The organism is Rhodanobacter sp. Col0626 (assembly GCF_049994385.1).
Lineage (GTDB): Bacteria > Pseudomonadota > Gammaproteobacteria > Xanthomonadales > Rhodanobacteraceae > Rhodanobacter.
The window spans coordinates 939368-957704 of sequence record NZ_CP188260.1 but is presented as its reverse complement, the minus strand read 5'-3'; the positions used below and the strand labels follow the sequence as shown (position 1 = coordinate 957704).

The window sequence follows — 18337 nt, the reverse complement described above, 5'->3', positions numbered from 1 at the left end:
TCTTTTTGAGAAGTGCGGCCATGTATGGCCGCTTGTTGCTCTCGCGATCAGGGATCGATCGCATCAAAAACTTCCTTGCAGCATCACGAAACCGCGCGAACCGCCGACGTTGCGCGTGTCGCCGGCATCGAGAAAGCTGGACGTGCGGCGGTAGAAGTCCGCGTTGGTGGCGTAGGTGACGCCCGCGCTCAGCGACCAATGCGCAGCCATCTGATACTTCAACGTGGCGCCGAAATCGCTGTAGCCGGGATCGTGCGCACCGTTGGCCAGCGGTGTCATCAACGTGGTGGTGTAGCGCGTTTGGCCTGCGTGCAACGCCAAGCTCCAGGCGTCGTCCAGCGGAAACGTGGCGTCCAGCTGCAGATAGCCCGTGCCCGTCGAATCACTGCGGTAGCCCTGCTCGACGTCGACGCCGAAATAATCGGTGAGCGAACGGTTGTACTTCAGCGTGAACAGCTTCCAGCTCAGCGCGACATTGGCCTCGGCAGTGTTCAGCGAACGCGAGGGTAGCCCGGCCTGATCGAGATTGGCGCCGGGATAGACATAGCCATAGATGCCGGCGCGCCACGACCAGTCGCTGTTGATCGCCCGGCCGTAACTGGCATACAGGTCAAGCTCCATCGCACCACCGGGATAGCTCCGCTCGCTGATGCTCGAACCCCAGAAACCGGCGGCAAAACCGTTCGGGTTCGCATAGTCGGCGCCGCTCTGGATCGCCGGATGGCCCCAGCTCTGGGTAAGGCCGCGGAACATGTAATCGGAGGTCACCGCGACATTGCCTGTGACCGGGCCGGCCGATGCGTCATCGGCGCGCACGACCGGGGCGCAGCCGAGGGAGAGGAATGCTGTCGCGGCAGCGAGGTAACGCAACTTCATGGGGAAACTCCGGCCTCGCCCCTGTCGTGGGCGACGCATCGTGTGGATAGGGGAATAGCGGACTCAGATACCGGCGTAACCGCCGAGCACGTAGTCCTCGTCGGCTGCGCTTGCCGCATCGTTGGAACCGGGCTCGGCAACAACGACCGGCGCGTTGCGCGGGCGTGGCGGCAGCGCGATCACCACGTCGCAGTCCGAATCGTTGGCCGACAGCCGCAATGCAATGTCGGGATGGGTTTCATCAGCCAGCGATACGGATATTTTCAGGGTTTGCATGACACAATTCCTCAGGCCAGCCCGCAAAGGACCAGCAACATGTCGATGAGCTTGATGCCGAGGAACGGCACCACGATGCCGCCCAAGCCGTAGACCAGCAGGTTGCGGCGCAGCAGCGCACCGGCACCGAGCGCGCGGTACTTCACGCCCTTCAGCGCCAGCGGAATCAGAAAGATGATAATCAGCGCGTTGAAGATCACCGCCGACAGGATCGCGCTCCGCGGCGTCGCCAAATGCATCACGTTGAGCGTATTCAGCGCGGGATAGGTGGTGGCGAACGCGGCCGGGATGATCGCGAAGTATTTGGCAATGTCGTTGGAAATCGAGAACGTGGTCAGCGCGCCGCGAGTGATCAGCATCTGCTTTCCGATTTCCACCACCTCGATCAGCTTGGTCGGATTGGAATCGAGGTCGACCATGTTGCCGGCTTCTTTCGCCGCCTGGGTGCCGGTGTTCATCGCCACCGCCACGTCGGCCTGGGCCAGTGCCGGCGCATCGTTGGTGCCGTCGCCGCACATTGCGACCAGCCGGTTCTCGGCCTGGATGTCGCGGATCAGCTTGAGTTTCGCCTCGGGCGTGGCCTCGGCGAGAAAATCATCGACGCCGGCCTCGGCCGCGATCGCCGCGGCGGTGAGCGGGTTGTCACCAGTGATCATGATGGTCTTGATGCCCATCTTGCGCATCTCGGCGAAGCGCTCCTTGATACCGTTCTTGACGATGTCCTTCAGCTCGATCACGCCCAGCGCCCGGGCGCCTTCGGTGACGATCAGCGGCGTGGCGCCGCGACGGGCGATGTCCTCGGCCATGCGCTTGACCAGCGGCGGCAGGTGGCTGTTCTGCGCTTCCAGGTGTTTCTCCACCGCATCCAGTGCGCCCTTGCGGATCTTCCGCGTACCGAGGTCCACGCCGCTCATGCGCGTCTGCGCGGTGAACGGCACGAACTGCGCATGCATCGCTTCGGGCTGCTGCTCGCGCAGGCCGAACTTGTCCTTGCCCAGCACCACGATGCTGCGCCCTTCCGGGGTCTCGTCGGCCAGCGACGCGAGCTGCGCGGCTTCGGCAAGAATGCTTTCTTCGATGCCCGGCGCCGGATAGAACGCCACTGCCTGACGGTTGCCCAAAGTGATCGTGCCGGTCTTGTCCAGCAGCAGCACGTCGACGTCACCGGCAGCCTCGACCGCACGACCGGAGGTGGCGATCACGTTGGCGCGGATCATCCGGTCCATGCCGGCGATGCCGATCGCCGACAGCAGCGCTCCGATCGTGGTGGGGATCAGGCAAACCAGCAGCGCGATCAGCACGGTCAGCGTGATCGGGTGACCCGTGCCGGCCACCTGCACGCTGTAGATCGAATACGGCAGCAAGGTGGCGCAGGCGAGCAGGAAGATCAGGGTGAACTTGGCCAGCAGGATGGTCAGCGCGATCTCGTTCGGCGTCTTGCGACGCCTGGATCCCTCCACCATCGCAATCATGCGGTCGAGGAAGCTTTCGCCCGGATTGCTGGTGATGCGCACCACCAGCCAGTCCGACAGCACGCGGGTGCCGCCGGTGACCGCGCTGCGGTCGCCACCGGATTCGCGGATCACCGGCGCGGATTCGCCGGTGATCGCGCTCTCATCCACGCTGGCTGCACCGGACACCACCTCGCCGTCGCCGGGCAGCTGCTCACCCGCCTCGACCAACACGTGATGTCCGGTGCGCAGCTCGCTGGATGGCGTGAAGGTGATCGCTGCGTGACGATCGGCCGACGCCAGCTTCTTCGCCAGTACGTCCTTGCGCGAACTGCGCAGCGCATCGGCCTGCGCCTTGCCGCGGCCTTCCGCCAGCGCCTCGGCGAAGTTCGCGAACAGCAGGGTGAACCACAGCCACAGGCTGACCCAGAAGATGAAGCCGGTGGGTGCCTCGCCGTGTCCCGCGAGCGCCTGCACCCACAGCAAGCTGGTCAGCACGCTGCAGACGAACACCACGAACATCACCGGGTTGCGGAACTGCAGCCGCGGCGACAACTTGCGGAACGAATCGGCCATGGCCGCGAGAATCAGCTCGCGATTGAAATTCCTGATGGAATCAGCGCTCGCTGCGTGGGTTTGCGAAGTCATTGGATCAATGCCCCATGGTGGACATGAGTTGCTCGGCGATCGGCCCCAGAGCCAGTGCCGGCAGGAAGGTAAGTGCGCCGATCACGATCACCACGCAGGCCAGCAGCGTGACGAACAGCGGCGTGTGCGTAGGCAGCGTGCCGGCGGATTCGGGCACGTATCGCTTGGCGGCCAGCGAACCGGCCATCGCCAGCATCGCGATGGCGAGCGGGAAGCGTGCGAAGAACATGCACAAACCCAGCAGTAAGTTCCAGAACGGCGTGTTGGCCGAGAGTCCGCCAAACGCGCTGCCGTTGTTGTTGGAGGCCGAGCTGACCGCGTAAAGCATCTCGCTGAAACCGTGTGCACCGGGATTCGCGACACCCGCCACGCCGGCTGGCGTCATCACGGCAATCGCGGTGCAGATAACCACCAGCGCGCACGGCAGCAACACCGCGAGGCTGGCCATCTTCATCTCGTGGGCTTCGATCTTCTTGCCGAGGTATTCCGGCGTGCGGCCGACCATCAGCCCGGCAATGAACACCGCAACCACCGCAAACGCGAGCATGCCATACAGGCCTGAGCCGACACCGCCGAAGATCACCTCGCCCAGTTGCATCAGCCACATCGGCACCAGGCCGCCCAGCGGGGTCAGCGAATCGTGCATTGCATTCACCGCACCGCACGAGGCAGCCGTGGTGATCGCCGCGAACAGGCTGGACGAGACGATGCCGAAGCGCGTTTCCTTGCCCTCCATGTTGCCGCCGGCCTGCAGCGCCGAGCCGTGCGCATCCACCGCCAACCCGTGCAACGCCGGATTGCCGGCCTGCTCCGCGGCGACCAGGCCGATCGTCAGCGGTATGAAGATCAGCAGCATGGTGGCGAGGATCGCCCAGCCCTGGCGCCGGTCGCCGACCATTCGTCCGAACATCACGCACAGGCCGCCGGGGATCAGCAGGATGGCCAGCATCTCGATGAAGTTGGAGAACGGCGTGGGGTTCTCGTACGGATGCGCGGAGTTCGCGTTGAAGAAGCCGCCACCGTTGGTGCCGAGCATCTTGATCGCGATCTGGGAGGCCGCCGGACCCATCGGCAACGTCTGCGTGGTGGCCGCGACGTCGCGGGTCAGGTCATGACCCGCCGTATCCTTCACCGTCTCGGTGTAACTACTGGCCTGCAGCACCGGTACGTCGACGTACGATTTGAAGTTCTGCACCACGCCCTGCGACACCAGCAGCAAGGTCATCAGCAGCGACAGCGGTACCAGCACGTACAGCGTGCTGCGCGTGAGGTCGACCCAGAAGTTTCCGATACGGAGCGCGCTGCGCCGGCTGAAGCCCCGCACCACCGCCACCAGCACCGCGATGCCGGTCGCCGCCGAAAGGAAGTTCTGCACCGCCAGGCCCAGCATCTGGGTCAGGTAGCTCATCGTCGATTCGCCGGCGTAACCCTGCCAGTTGGTATTGGTGGCGAAGCTGATTGCGGTGTTCATCGCCGAGTCGGGCGACACCGCGGCGAAATGCTGCGAGTTCAGCGGCAACCATGGCTGCACGCGCTGCAGCACATACACAGCCAGCACGCCGAGCACGTTGAACAGCAGCATCGCCAGCGCGTAGCGCTTCCAGCCCATGCCTTCAACCGGACTGATGCCGCACAGACGATAGATGCCGCGCTCCACGCGGCCACCGAAGCGGGTGACGCGATTGGGCGCATCGGCGAACACCAGCGCCATGTAGCTGCCGACCGGTTTCACCAGCAACAGCAACACGGCCAGGAACAGGCCGACCTGTAGAAAATCATTCGTGGTCATTCGAACCACTCCGGCTTGAGCAGGGCCACGCACAGGTAGCCGGCAAGGGCCACAGCGATCAGCGCGGCGAGGAGATAGAGGACATTCATGACGGGACACCCATGCAGGCAGGGGAAATGGCGCGGGTTACTTGCGCGGGTTGAGCCGATCGCAGATCAGCAGGAAGCCGAGCGCCGCCGCGCACAGCACAAGCAGAAACAGCAGGTAGACGAAATCCATCGGCGCCGCCTCAGGGAAAGGACGACGCGCACTGTAGGAAGTGCCGTATAAGAACGGGGTAGCGATTTGGCCGCTGCGCGTATAGAACGCGTAAAGATTTCCAGGCGCCGCGCGTGGCCCGGCGATCAGGCCGTCATGTGCAGCCGGTCGTCGCCGCTCTCGGCGGCATCCGCTGCCAGCCGCTCGATCGTGTAACCCGCCGCATCCCATGCATCGAGTCCACCCAGCAGCGGGCGCACGTGACGATAGCCAAGCGCCATCAGCAGCTTGGCCGCCTTGGCGGCGGAAACTTCGTTCGGGCAGCTGCAATAGATCACCAGCTCGCGATCCGGCGGTATGCCGAGCAAGACCCGGTCGACGCTGTCCAGGTCGGCCAACAAGGCGCCAGGGATGATCCTCGTATCGAGCAGGCGCGCGGCCTGCGAACGTACGTCGACCACCACCGGCGTCTGTCCATCGGCGATGAACCGGTTCAACTCGTCCACCGTGATGCGCGCCATGCGCAAGGCCACCAGCAGCCGCCGGCGTTGCCACCACTTGGCTGCGATATACAGCGCCAGCAGGATCAGCACCAGTTCGAATGCCACCGTGCCCGCGCTGGCCAACGCCGCCAGCAGCACATCGATCTGCGCGGCAAACACGTAGCCGAGCCCCACCGCGATGCCCGCCCACAGCAGCGAGCCGAGCCCATCGAGCAACAGGAATGTGGGCGTGCGCAGACCCATCGCGCCGACCAGCGGCGGCGCCACCGTCGACAGTCCCGGCACGAACTTGGCGATCAGCAGGACGCGCCCGCGCCAACGATGGAAGCGCAACTCGGATTGCTTCACGCAGGAGTCGGGCGACAGCGAAATACGGCAGATCATGCGCATCACGGTGGAACCAAAGCGCCGGCCGGCCCAGTACCAGGCCAGGTCACTGAGCAGGCACGCCAGCACCGCTGCCAGCACCACCCCGGCGACCGGCAACCTGTCGGTTGCTGCCAACGCGCCGGCCACCACCAGCGTCGGTACCGCCGGCACCGGCACGCCGGCCTGTTCCACCAATACGTTGAGGAACACCAGCAGCACACCGTATTGCGCAATCAGCGCGATGATTTCATGGGCCATCGCCGTGGTACTCGATACATGATGCGGCGACGCCGCAGGTGCCCATGATTGGGCCGCCACCCGCCCATTGCAAATCCCCAGGCCGGCAGCGCTTCCGCGAACCCCGCATGGGAGATCCGGCGCAAGCCAGCCACCAGCGGAAACCACAGCAGAGGCGCGGCCGCGGCGCAGACGAAGATCCCGTGAGGGCCGAGCCGCCCGGCGCGATGCCACCGAAGGTACTTCCGACGAAGGCGCCCGCGACTGGCCGGTCGCGGCCATGCAGGGCGGCGTTATAAGGTCGCCCCCGCATGGAAGTTTGCGGCGGCATGTCGCGGCGTGAATACGCGCTACCCCTATAATCGGGTTCTACGCCGCTGTGAATCTTCCATGAATTTGATGCCCGCCGACGCCCCCCACCCCGCCGACTTCGCTCACGTGCGCGACCTCGCTGCCCCCGACATGGCGCGCGTCGATGCGCTGATCCGACAGCGACTGTCTTCCGACGTGGTGCTGATCAACCAGATCGCCGACCACATCATCGCCAGCGGCGGCAAGCGCCTGCGTCCGATGCTGCACGTGCTGGCTGCCGGCGCTGCCGGTTATCGCGGCGAGCACCATACCAAGCTCGCCGCGATCATCGAATTCATCCACACCTCCACCTTGCTGCACGACGACGTGGTCGACGAATCCGACCTGCGCCGCGGCCGCAAGACTGCCAACGCGCTGTGGGGCAATGCTGCCAGCGTGCTGGTCGGCGATTTCCTCTATTCGCGCTCGTTCCAGCTGATGGTGGAACTGGACGACATGCGCATCATGCGCATCCTCGCCGACACCACCAACACCATTGCCGAGGGCGAAGTGCTGCAACTGCTCAACATCGGCAACGCCGACGTGAGCGAAGCGGCCTACCTGGCGGTGATCGAGCGCAAGACCGCCGTGCTGTTCGCCGCCGCGACCGAACTCGGTGGCATCCTCGGCGGCCTGCCGGAAGATCAGGTGGCGGCGTTGCGCCGCTACGGCATGGAACTTGGCTATGCCTTCCAGATCGCTGACGATCTGCTGGACTACATCTCCGATCCCGGCACGCTGGGCAAGAACATCGGCGACGACCTGGCCGAGGGCAAGCCAACCCTGCCGTTGATCTACGCACTGGAAAAAGCCAGTCCGGAGCAGGCGCAGTCGTTGCGCCACGCCATCGAACACGGCGGCCTCGACTCGCTCGACCGCATCATCGCCTCGATCCGTGATTCGGGCGCGCTGGAGCGCACCCGTGACCGTGCCCTGGCCCATGCGCAGATAGCTCGCGATGCACTGGATGCACTTCCGGCGTCGGTCTATCGCGATGCGCTGGCGACGCTGGCCGACTACTCGGTGCAACGCACGTTCTGAAACCGTCTGCGGTTATGTAGGAGCCCGCTGGCGGGCGATGCTCCACGGTCTTCGTGCTCGAAGAGCATCGCCCGCCAGCGGGCTCCTACGGCAAAGGGTGCTTTCCGTTATGGCGTGCCGGCGAATGCCGCGCGCAGCCAGTCGCGCATCAGTCGATAGCTTCGCGTTGCGGCGCGCTGGTCGTAGCGGCAGCCCGCCGAATTCTCGCCAACCTCGGTAAAGCAATGCACCGCATTGCCGATCACCACGAACTGCCAGTCCGCCGGACTGGCGCGCATTTCATCCATGAACTTGTCCGCATCCGGCATGGTGCCCTTGTCGTCGGCACCGTTCATCGCCAGTACGCGCGCCTTGATGTGCTTCGCCAACGCCGGGTTGTCGGTGTCGAGGCCGCCATGGAACGACACCACCGCAGCGAGTTCGGCACCGCTGCGCGCCAGATCCAGCACCGCCGAACCGCCGAAGCAGAAACCGATGGCAGCCAGCTTGGAGACATCGAGCGGCGCGTGGCCCGCCTGCGCCTTCAGCTGCACCAACGCCTCATTCACGCGTTTGCGCATGAGCGACCGATCGCCATACAACGGCTTCACCGCCGCCTGGGCCTGCTCCGCGCTGCCCTGTTTCGGACGCACACTGGCACCGTACATGTCGGTAAGCAGGATCACGTAATCCTTGCCGGCAATCATCTCGGCCTTCTGCACGGCTGCGTCGTTGACGCCATACCAGTTCGGCACCATCACCAGACCGGGGCGCTTTGCACTCGATGCGTCGTCGTACACCAGCACGCTGTGGAAACGCGTACCGTCCTGCGTCCATTCGATCGGGCGGTGCACCATCTTCGCCTGCACGGCGAAACTCGAACCGGCAAGCAACAGCAGACAGCAAAGTCGGGCCATACGCATGATCAATCCTCCGGTGGATTTAAAAGTTTCCTCCCTGGCTCTCAGGGAAGGAGCAAAGTTCAGAGCCCGGCGGCGTGCTCCGAGAGTCGCCGCTTCAACGGGGCAAGACGATCCAGGATGCGTACGCCAACGCCGCGCGCGGCGACCAGCGCAGGCGACTGCCAGGCGTAGACGCGGGCCAGTGCGTCAAAGCTCAATGCATCCAGCGTATCGGCACTGCGTCGCCGGCGCGCGTAACGGCGCAGCACATGCGACGCACCGATGTCACGACCGGCATTGCGTGCGGCGACCAGGGTATCGCGCAGTTCGGCCACGTCGCGCAGGCCCAGGTTGACCCCTTGCCCGGCCAGCGGATGCACCGCGTGCGCGGCATCGCCCAGCAACACGAAGCGCTCGGCCTGGTAACGTTCGGCCAATTGCAGTTTCAGGGGGAACGCGGCGCGCGGCGTGCTGGCGACGATCCGACCCAGCCGGAAATCACTGGCCAGGCCAAGTTCGTCGAGGAAGGTCCGATCATCCAGCGCCATCACACGCTGCGCGTCGGCTTCGGGCAACGACCACACGATCGAACTACGGCCATCGGCCAGTGGCAGCAAGGCCAGCGGCCCGCTCGGCAAAAAACGTTGCCACGCGGTTTCTTCATGCGGCTGTTCGGTGGTGACGTGCGCCACCACCGCCCGTTGTGCATAGTCGCGACCGCGTGTGCCAATGCCGGCCAGCTGGCGCAGCGGCGATGCCGCGCCATCGGCAGCCACCAGCAGGCTGGCGGCCAGCGTCGCGCCATCGGCCAGCTCCAGTTGGATGCGATCCTCGCGTGCCTCGAAACCTTTCACCTCGGCCGGGCACAACCGATGCACACCAGCCGCTTCCAGCGCCTGCCACAACGTCCATTGCACCAGACTGTTTTCGACGATGTAACCGAGCCGATCGTGCCCTTCGGCCGCAGCATCGAAGTGGATCGCCGCACCACTTTCCGCATCCCATACGTGCATGTGCGCATACGGGCCGTAGCGCGCCTGGCGTATGGACGTCCAGACGTCCATTTCATCGAGCAGCGCCAGCGACGATGGCGCCAGGCCGACCACGCGCAGATCCAACTCGGCCTCGGGGTTCCATGCCGCCGGCGCGCGCACCTCCAGCAGCGCAGTGCTGAGACCTGCACGAGCGAACGCCAGTGCGGCAGCCGCGCCAACCATGCCCCCGCCCACCACGGCGACGTCCAATGTTGGTGCCCGGCGACGGATCGAGGCGTCCTGTATCGATGTGTTCATGGCAGCCGCTCCAGCACCGCCAACGGCGGCTCCCCACGAAAGCCCATGCCGCGCCGCGCCAGTGCGCGCTGCAGCGGTGGTACACGGTCGCAAGCCAGCAGGGCGAGCGTTCGCAGCGGTGCCAACAGCGGCTGCGGCAGGCAGGCCAGTCGTACCAGGCCATGGCTCATGGCCATAGTGCCTTCGCGATCGAGCGCCCGACGTGCGGCATAGCGCTTCAGCAGGTCGGCGTCGCCGGGATCGCCGGACGCCGCCACCAACTCGGCCAGGGTCAGCGCATCGCGCAGGCCCAGATTGAAACCCTGCGCGCCGATCGGGTGCACCGTCTGCGCGGCATTGCCGACCAGCACCGCGCGTGGCGCGGTCAGCCGGGTGGCGGCGACCCGGTGGATCGCGTACGGATGACGCTTGCCCGGCCGCGCCAGCCGGCCCAGCCGCCAACCGAAACGTTGCTGCGCCATGTCGATGAAACCGGCGTCGTCCAGCGCGGCGACTGCATCCGCCTCGTCGGCGGCCACGGTGAGCACCAGCCCGCAGCGACGTTCGGCCAGCGGCAGCAGCGCGATCGGGCCTTCGTCGGCGAAGCGCTCGTAGGCGCGGTTGGCGTGATCGCGCTCGGGCGTGACCGTGCAGACGAACAAGGTCTGCCGATAATCATGCCGTTCGGCGTCGATGCCGAGTTGCGCACGCACAAACGAAGCGGTGCCGTCAGCACCCACCAGCAGCGGCGTATCGACGCTGCGCACGCCATCGGGCGTGTTGATGTGCGCGCGCCAGCCGTCGGCCAGCGGCTGCAAGGCGGACAACGTGGCCGGCGCCAACCGGGTCAGCCATGTGCATTCATCCAGCCGACGCAGCAGCGCCGCGCCGAGTTCACGAGCCGGCAGCGTCCAGCCGAGCGCACCGACGCCCTGCTTGTCCGCATCGATGCGCGCACTGCCGAATTCGCCCGCGCGGCTGACATGGATGTGCCGGATCGCCGTGGCGCGTGCGGCGGCATGCCGCCATACCCCGATGGCATCGAGGCCGTTGACGGTGGCGCGCGCCAGTGCCAGGTTGCGTTCGTCGTAGCTGGGCTGGGCATCGGCGCGCGGCACCGCGGTTTCGACCAGGGTGGCGGCGATGCCTGCGGCGTCCAGCGCGATCGCCAGGCTGGCGCCGACCAGGCCTCCGCCGACAATCAATACGCCAGACTCATGCATGGCGGGGGATCCGGGGACATTCATGCACCGATGATACGCGCTGGAGCTGTCTGCGTTGCAATGCGTTGGGCTAGACTAGCGGTCTATATCCAGACGTCCACATGGAGCCTCTCATGGCCAAGACCGTGACCCAACGCCTCGGCATCTTCCTGGCACTCGCCGTGGTGATGGCGGCCACCCGCATCCACGTTTCGCTGCTCCACCACGCGTTGTGGGACGCTTCCTGGGCCATTTTCTTCCTCGCCGGATTCTGGCTGCGCGGTGCCGGCCGCTCGGCCGGGCTCCGTTGGGCATTCCCGTTGCTGATGATCGAGGCGGTCGTGATCGACTATCTGGTGATCAATGGCCAGGGGATCGATTTCTGGAGTCACTATTGCGTATCGGTGGCGTACTGGTTCCTGATTCCGTCCTATCTCAGCCTGTGGCTGGGCGGCAGCTGGCTGGCGAAGCATCAGGCCGACCTGCAGTGGCAGACGCTGGGCCTGGCCATCGTGGCATTCCTGGTCAGCTGGACCGTTTGCTATGTGTTGTCCAACGGAAGCTTCTACTGGCTCAGCGACAGCGTGCCGCTGCCGCGCAACCTTGCCGCATGGCTTGCCAACCTGGGTGACTGGTACCTGCCGTTCCTGCAGACCACGGCACTGTATGTCGGCATCGGCGCCGTGGTGCATGTGCTGGCCGTCCAGGTCGCGCGCGCACTGCAAGCGGACCAGGCCGGACTGCCGCGCTGACATGGCGCGGTGACTTGCGATGGGCAATCGTCTCTCGAAGATCTACACACGCACCGGCGATGATGGCAGCACAGGCCTCGGCGACGGTTCGCGAACCGGCAAGGATTCGCTGCGGGTCAACGCCTACGGCACGGTGGACGAACTCAACAGTACCATCGGCATGCTGCTGGCCACCGACGGCGTCGGCGACGAGGTGCGTGAAGCACTGACCCAGGTGCAGCACGATCTGTTCGACCTGGGTGGCGAGCTGTGCATTCCCGGCATGGCGATGGTCCAGGACAGTGACATCGACCGGCTGGAAAACATCCTCGATCACTTGAACGAACCACTGCCGCCACTGAAGGAATTCATCCTGCCCGGTGGTGGCATGGCCGCGGCCTGCGGGCACCTGGCACGCACCGTCTGCCGCCGCGCCGAACGTGAGGTGATCGCACTGTCACGGGTGGAGGATATCCGCAGCCAGCCGCAGCGGTACCTCAATCGCCTGTCCGACCTGTTGTTCGTGGTTTCGCGCGTGCTGGCTCGCGCCAGCGGTCATGGCGAAGTGCTGTGGCAACATGAGCGTCGCCGCAAGCCCGCGTCCGCGGAATAACCCGCCGGATGCTGCGGCTGTACACCCACCCAGCCTGCCTGCAGCATGACCCCGGCCCGGGTCATGCCGAGCAGCCGGCGCGGTTGCGCGCGGTACTGCGGGCGCTTGACCACGACCGCTACGCGGCGCTCGACCGCATCGAGGCGCCGCGAGCAACTCGCGAGCAGCTGTTGCGGGTGCACGCCACGGCGCATGTCGAGCACATCCTGAACAGCGTTCCGCCCGAAGGCGGGATCTGCCAGCTGGACGAGGACACCGCGATGTCGCACGGCTCGCTCGAGGCAGCGCTGCGCGCCGCCGGCGCCCTGGTGGCGGCGGTCGACGCGGTACTCGACGGCACGGCGCAGCGGGCATTCTGTGCAGTACGCCCGCCCGGTCACCACGCCACCCGTGAACGGGCCATGGGCTTCTGCCTGTTCAACAACATCGCGGTGGCAGCCGCACACGCACTGGCCGTCCACGGCCTGAAACGCGTGGCGATCGCCGACTTCGACGTACACCACGGCAACGGCACCCAGGCCATCTTCGAGCACGAACCGCGCGTACTGTTCGCTTCCAGCCATCAGTCGCCGCTGTACCCGGACAGCGGCCGCGAGGATGAACGCGGCGTCGGCAACATCGTCAACGGCATATTGTCGCCCGGCGCGGGGTCCTACGAATTCCGCGAGGTATGGGACAGCGTACTGTTGCCACGGCTGAACGCTTTCAGGCCGCAACTGATACTCGTCTCGGCCGGTTTCGACGCTCACCGCGACGACCCCCTGGCCGACATCCGGCTGGGCGAAGAGGACTATGCCTGGCTCACCGAACGCCTGGTTGCGCTGGCCTGCACCCATGCCAACGGTCGGCTGATTTCCACCCTGGAAGGCGGCTACGATCTGACCGCCCTGGCGGCCAGCACCAGCGCCCACGTCAGCGCGCTCATGGGTTAGAGCGCGCGCAGATCCGCCCGTTCCCCACCCCCTTCATGCTGAATCCCCGCCATGCCGGCAAACATCTACCTGCCGTATCCGGGGTCTTTCTGCTAGCTTAACGAGCCTTCCCGTCGGCAGACTTCCAACGTGACGCCCAAGCTACCCCCACGCCGCCTGTTGGCGGTTGCCGCAGCGCTTGCCCTGATCGGTGGCCAGGCCGACGCCAGCAGCACCCCGAACCAGCCCGCAAGCCCGTCGGCGAACGGCGACCAGTCGTGCCTGCTGGGTTCGTTTCATTGCCCGCCGCGCCCGCTCAACTATGCGATGTGCCGCCCCAACGCGCTGCTGGAGTTCTACGACCCGACCCTGGGCAAGGACATCAGCCTGCGCGAAACCAGCCCGACCCAGGCCCGGGCGCAGCACGTGGACAGCTCCAACCAGTCGGTTTATCACTTTTCCGGCGATGTGAAAATGCAGCGTGCCGACCAGCAGTTGCAGGCCGACACCGTCGACTACAACAACGTCAGCACCGATTACGACGCCCGCGGCAACGTGCGCTACCAGGAAGCCAGCCAGCTTCTCGCCGCTTCACACATGCGTGGCAACACCAATGCCAGCCGCGGTATCGCTGACGACGTGCGCTACCAGATGCTCGATTCGCGTGGCAACGGCGTCGCCAAGCAAGGACACATGCTGGATGCGCAGCACACGCGCTATTCGCAGGCGACGTACTCCACCTGCGATGTCGGCCATCACCTGTGGGAGTTCCGGGCCAAGTCGATCGCCATCAACAAGGACACCGGCGTGGGCGTGGCGCGCAATGCCACCATGCGAGTCGGCAAGGTACCGTTCCTGTACCTGCCGTACATCAGTTTCCCCACCGACGACCGGCGCAAGAGCGGCTTTCTGTATCCGATCATCGGCAACACCAGCCGCTCCGGCTTCGAGGTCAGCGCACCGTATTACTTCAATCTGGCGCCGAACTACGACGCCACGCTGGATCCCCGGATCTACAGCGATCGCGGCGAGATGCTGGCAGGTGAGTTCCGTTACCTGCTGCCTCGCACCAATGGTCAGTTCAACATCGAATATGTACCGAACGACCATGGCGAAAACGACGGTCTCGCCGACACCAAGGGCACCTCGCGCTATCTGGTCAACGTAGCGAACCGCACGGCGCTGTGGCCGGGCTGGCAGTTCGTCGGCTCGTACAATCATGCGTCGGACGCCAGCTACTTGTACGACTACGGCAACGGCCTGTCGCATGCCGCGATTTACACGCTGGCTTCCAATGCGGCAATCGTCGGCGGTGGCAAATGGTGGAACGCGTCGTTCGGCGGCACGATCTACCAGAACGTGAATCCGTTCGTGAACGACAACGTGCTGCCGTACAACCAATTGCCCTACGCCAAATTCAGCATGGATGTGCCGCTGTCACGCTGGCTCGAATTCGGCATGGACACTCAGGCTGCCGCCTTTCGAAAGGACCGCTACGTCGAAGGTCAGCGCGAGGACTTCTATCCTTATCTGGCCGCGGATTTCGGAACCGCTGCATGGTTCGTGCGACCGAAGGTGGCCTATCGCTACACCACCTACCAGTTGAGCAGCGACTATCAGGATTACGGCTACCACGGCCTGCTCGGCTCCAACCCGGCTTCAAGCCCGTTCACCCAGAAGTCGCCGAGCCGCGCACTGCCGATCGTCAGCCTCGACAGCGGCCTGGTGTTCGACCGCAACGCCTCGCTGTTCGGCACCAGCTACACGCAGACCCTGGAGCCGCGGCTGTATTACCTGTATGTGCCGTACCGCAACCAGAACAATTTGCCGCTGTTCGATACCAGCCTGATGTCGTTCGACTACTGGCAGCTGTTTTCGCCGAACCAGTTCTCCGGCGCCGACCGGCAGATGAACGCGAACAACCTTACCGCCGCATTGACTACGCGCCTGCTCGACGACAGCGGCGTGGAGCGATTGTCGGCCAGCATCGGCCAGATCCACTATTTCAGCCCGCAGCGAGTGCAGATCCCCAACGGGCAGACCAGCCCCGGCGTGCCGACCGATTGGGTGCATTCCGCCTACGTCGCCCAGGTCGACGTGCAGCTCAGCGACCGCTGGCGGCTGAACACGTCCTACCAGTGGAACCCGAACACGCGCCTCACCGACATGGCGGCGGTGGAACTGCAGCGGCGCATCGCCAACGACGGCATCTTCAACTTCTCCTACCGTTACCGGCGCGGACTGCTGGAACAATACAGCGCCTCGGCTGTCTATCCGGTATCCGAACGCTGGCGGCTGGTGGGATCGTGGACCTATTCGGTCATGGATCGCGAGACCATCGAGGCGATGGCGGGTGTGGAGTACGACAGTTGCTGCGTGTCGCTGCGGCTGGTCGATCGCAATTACGTGAACCAAGGCTACTACGGCTTCGGTCCGGCTCCCGCTGGCGGCCAGATCGACCGTCGCGACAATGCAATCATGTTCGAAGTGATTTTCAAGGGGCTCGGCTCGTCGGGCGGCCAAATCGATTCACTGTTGCAGCGTGATATTCTCGGCTATCAATAAACGTATTCGCCCCGGCGATCCAGGCTTTTCATCGATGAAGCAATCCATTGCATCCCTCCTGCTCGCAATCGCGCTCATTCTCCCTGCCCACGCCCAGTTGTTGACTCCGGCAGCTCCGGCCGGTCAGTCGCTGGACCGTATGGTGGCCGTGGTCGACGAGGGCGTGATCCTGCAGAGCGAACTGGACGAGGCTGTGGCCGTGGTGCAGCAGCAATATGCCGGCCACACCGAACAGCTGCCGCCGATGAACGTGTTGCAGCAGCAGGTTCTGGACCGGTTGATCCTGCAGCGGTTGCAGATCCAGAAAGCGGATGACCAGGGCATCCACGTGTCCGACGCCGATGTCGACCAGGCGATCGCGGGCGTGGCCCAACAGAACAAGATGACCCCCGAGCAATTGCGCGGCGAGGTGGAGCGCACCGGCTCCAGTTTCGCAACGTTCCGGCAGCAGCTGTCCGACCAGATCGTCGTGCAGCGGCTGCACCAGAGCGTGGTGCAGGATGCCGTATCGGTCACCGACAGCGAAATCGACAACCTGCTCAACAGCCCGACCTACAAGGCCGGCGAGGTGCATCTGGCGCACATCCAGATCAGCATCCCGGGCGGCGCCGATGCGGCGGCGATCCAGGCCAGCCAGACCAAGGCCGATCAGGCGCTGGCGGCGATCAAGGGCGGCATGGATTTCAATGCCGCCGCCATCCGCTATTCCGATGCGCCCGATGCACTCGATGGCGGTGACCTGGGATGGCGCCGGATGGACGAAATCCCGCCGGCCTTTGCCGACTCGGTCGGTTCGATGAAACCTGGTGAAGTGAGCCCGGCACTGCGTGGCCCCACCGGTTTCCATATCCTCAAGTTGATCGACCAACGCCAGAGCAGCCGCAAGGTGGTCACCGAGTTCCATGCCCGGCAGATCCTGATCAAGCCCAGCGAGCTGGTGACGCCGGCGCAGGCCGAGCAGAAAGCGCAGGACCTGTACAACCGCATCGTCAACAAGCACCAGGATTTCGCCACCCTGGCTAAGGAAAATTCCAAGGACGACACCACCGCCAACGTCGGCGGCGACATGGGCTGGTTCCAGCAGCAGGCCTGGGGCACGACCGTCGCCACCCAGCTGGGCCAGCTCAAGGACAACGAAGTCTCGCATCCGTTCCAGAGCGAGGCGGGTTGGCACATCCTGCAGCGCCTCGGATCGCGTCAGAGCGACCTGACCGTGCAGATCGAACGCGATCAGGCCCGTCAGGCAATCGGCACCCGCAAGTCCGAGCAGGCTTACGACGACTATCTGCGCGACCTGCGATCCAATGCCTATATCGACATCCTGGTACCGGAGTTGCGCGACAAGAACGACCAGGCTGCCGCCAGCACCGCACAGTGAGCTGAGTGAACACCATGCCACTGCCCCGGCTCGCGATCACTGCCGGTGAGCCGGCGGGCATCGGCCCGGAACTGCTGATCCAACTGGCCGCCACTCCGCTGGCGGCCAGTCTCGTTGCGATCACCGATCGGGGCTTGCTGGAACGCGCAGCCGCACGCTGCGGACTGGACATCGAGCTGGTCGATGACGACGGCAGCATGCAGACCGCGCGCCGCCCCGGCACATTGCGCCTGCGCCACACGCCACTTGCGGTCGAAGAGGTCCCGGGCCAGCCCGATCCGCGCAATGCCCGGCATGTGCTCGATACGCTGATCGCAGCGGCCGATGGCTGCATCGCCGGCCGCTACGACGCGGTGGTCACCGCGCCCTTGCAGAAATCCTCCATCAACGACGCCGGCATCCGCTTCAGCGGGCACACCGAGTTCTTCGCCGAACGCGCTCATGCCGAGGTGGTGATGATGCTGGCCAGCCCGGATCTGCGTGTGGCGCTGGCGACAACCCATATGCCGCTGGCGGCTGTGCCGGCGGCGATTACGCCAACCTTGCTGACCCGCGTGCTGCGCATTGTGCATGCCGAGCTGCAACGCAAGTTCGGCATCGCCGAACCGCGCATCGCCGTGCTTGGCATCAACCCGCATGCCGGCGAAGGCGGCCATCTCGGCTGTGAGGAAATCGACACCGTGATCCCGACGCTGGAGGCATTGCGTGGTGAAGGCATGCACCTGCTCGGCCCCTTGCCCGCCGACACCGCGTTCGTGCCGGCCCAGCGTCAGCGCTACGATGCCGTGTTGGCGATGTACCACGACCAGGCGCTGCCGGTGCTGAAAAGCGAAGCATTCGATCGCACCGTGAACCTCACCCTGGGCTTGCCTTTCGTCCGTACCTCGGTCGACCACGGCACCGCGCTGGACCTGGCCGGCACCGGCACGGCCGATCCGGCCAGCCTGATTGCCGCGGCGAACCTGGCCATGCGGCTGGTACACCGCAGCAACGAAGGGAGAGGCACGGGGCAATGAGTAAAAGCAAAGCTGTCCCGCTCTTTTTCC

The 18337-nt window shown here is 65.1% G+C and carries 16 protein-coding genes; 7 read left to right on the top strand and 9 right to left on the bottom strand.

Going from position 1 to position 18337, the window contains the following annotated elements; translation table 11 throughout:
• Positions 1 to 63 precede the first annotated feature (63 nt).
• The 6 genes from ACPPVV_RS03965 to ACPPVV_RS03940 all read right to left on the bottom strand — a co-directional run bounded on the left by ACPPVV_RS03965 (position 64) and on the right by ACPPVV_RS03940 (position 6368).
• Positions 64 to 876: a TorF family putative porin gene (locus tag ACPPVV_RS03965; RefSeq protein WP_426702179.1), complete on the bottom strand. Its 813-nt coding sequence runs from the start codon at positions 874 to 876 to the stop codon at positions 64 to 66.
• 63 nt (positions 877 to 939) lie between these two features.
• The gene (locus ACPPVV_RS03960; RefSeq protein ID WP_426702178.1) at positions 940 to 1152 is read right to left on the bottom strand and encodes a hypothetical protein; all 213 of its coding nucleotides are present in this window, start codon (positions 1150 to 1152) and stop codon (positions 940 to 942) included.
• 11 nt (positions 1153 to 1163) lie between these two features.
• Positions 1164 to 3251, bottom strand: coding sequence for a potassium-transporting ATPase subunit KdpB (gene kdpB, locus ACPPVV_RS03955; protein WP_426702177.1), 2088 nt, complete (start codon positions 3249 to 3251; stop codon positions 1164 to 1166).
• A gap of 4 nt (positions 3252 to 3255) precedes the next feature.
• Entirely contained in the window at positions 3256 to 5040 is a 1785-nt protein-coding gene (gene kdpA / locus ACPPVV_RS03950) for a potassium-transporting ATPase subunit KdpA (RefSeq protein WP_426702176.1), read from the bottom strand.
• Positions 5037 to 5129: a K(+)-transporting ATPase subunit F gene (gene kdpF / locus ACPPVV_RS03945; protein WP_426702175.1), complete on the bottom strand. Its 93-nt coding sequence runs from the start codon at positions 5127 to 5129 to the stop codon at positions 5037 to 5039. The genes kdpA and kdpF overlap by 4 nt, the downstream gene beginning before the upstream one ends.
• A gap of 255 nt (positions 5130 to 5384) precedes the next feature.
• Positions 5385 to 6368, bottom strand: a complete 984-nt coding sequence (locus ACPPVV_RS03940) for a VTT domain-containing protein (protein WP_426702174.1) — start codon at positions 6366 to 6368, stop codon at positions 5385 to 5387.
• Between the two features lie 369 nt (positions 6369 to 6737).
• Between ACPPVV_RS03940 and ACPPVV_RS03935 the strand changes: the two genes are divergently transcribed.
• Positions 6738 to 7739, top strand: coding sequence for a polyprenyl synthetase family protein (locus ACPPVV_RS03935; protein ID WP_426702173.1), 1002 nt, complete (start codon positions 6738 to 6740; stop codon positions 7737 to 7739).
• A 107-nt stretch (positions 7740 to 7846) separates the two neighbouring features.
• Here ACPPVV_RS03935 and ACPPVV_RS03930 read toward each other — a convergent pair whose 3' ends face one another.
• The 3 genes from ACPPVV_RS03930 to ubiH are packed head-to-tail and all read right to left on the bottom strand — an operon-like array spanning position 7847 to position 11138.
• On the bottom strand, positions 7847 to 8641 hold the full coding sequence (locus tag ACPPVV_RS03930) for a dienelactone hydrolase family protein (RefSeq protein WP_426702172.1): 795 nt from the start codon (positions 8639 to 8641) through the stop codon (positions 7847 to 7849).
• Positions 8642 to 8700: 59 nt separating this feature from the next.
• Positions 8701 to 9912, bottom strand: coding sequence for a UbiH/UbiF/VisC/COQ6 family ubiquinone biosynthesis hydroxylase (locus tag ACPPVV_RS03925; RefSeq protein WP_426702171.1), 1212 nt, complete (start codon positions 9910 to 9912; stop codon positions 8701 to 8703).
• Complete coding sequence (gene ubiH, locus ACPPVV_RS03920) at positions 9909 to 11138, bottom strand: 2-octaprenyl-6-methoxyphenyl hydroxylase (protein WP_426702170.1); 1230 nt, start codon at positions 11136 to 11138, stop codon at positions 9909 to 9911. Before ubiH ends, ACPPVV_RS03925 begins: the two co-directional genes overlap by 4 nt.
• Before the next feature lie 89 nt (positions 11139 to 11227).
• Between ubiH and ACPPVV_RS03915 the strand changes: the two genes are divergently transcribed.
• The 6 genes from ACPPVV_RS03915 (at position 11228) to pdxA (ending at position 18307) form a co-directional block, all read left to right on the top strand.
• Positions 11228 to 11845, top strand: a complete 618-nt coding sequence (locus ACPPVV_RS03915) for a hypothetical protein (protein WP_426702169.1) — start codon at positions 11228 to 11230, stop codon at positions 11843 to 11845.
• 19 nt (positions 11846 to 11864) lie between these two features.
• Positions 11865 to 12437: a cob(I)yrinic acid a,c-diamide adenosyltransferase gene (locus ACPPVV_RS03910; RefSeq protein ID WP_426702168.1), complete on the top strand. Its 573-nt coding sequence runs from the start codon at positions 11865 to 11867 to the stop codon at positions 12435 to 12437.
• Between the two features lie 8 nt (positions 12438 to 12445).
• Complete coding sequence (locus tag ACPPVV_RS03905; protein WP_426702167.1) at positions 12446 to 13369, top strand: histone deacetylase family protein; 924 nt, start codon at positions 12446 to 12448, stop codon at positions 13367 to 13369.
• A 129-nt stretch (positions 13370 to 13498) separates the two neighbouring features.
• Positions 13499 to 15913, top strand: coding sequence for an LPS-assembly protein LptD (locus tag ACPPVV_RS03900; protein ID WP_426702166.1), 2415 nt, complete (start codon positions 13499 to 13501; stop codon positions 15911 to 15913).
• Between the two features lie 34 nt (positions 15914 to 15947).
• Entirely contained in the window at positions 15948 to 17291 is a 1344-nt protein-coding gene (locus tag ACPPVV_RS03895; protein WP_426702165.1) for a peptidylprolyl isomerase, read from the top strand.
• Between the two features lie 14 nt (positions 17292 to 17305).
• Positions 17306 to 18307 (top strand): 4-hydroxythreonine-4-phosphate dehydrogenase PdxA, encoded by a 1002-nt coding sequence (pdxA, locus tag ACPPVV_RS03890; RefSeq protein WP_426702164.1) that lies wholly within the window; start codon positions 17306 to 17308, stop codon positions 18305 to 18307.
• The last annotated feature ends 30 nt before the right edge of the window (positions 18308 to 18337 follow it).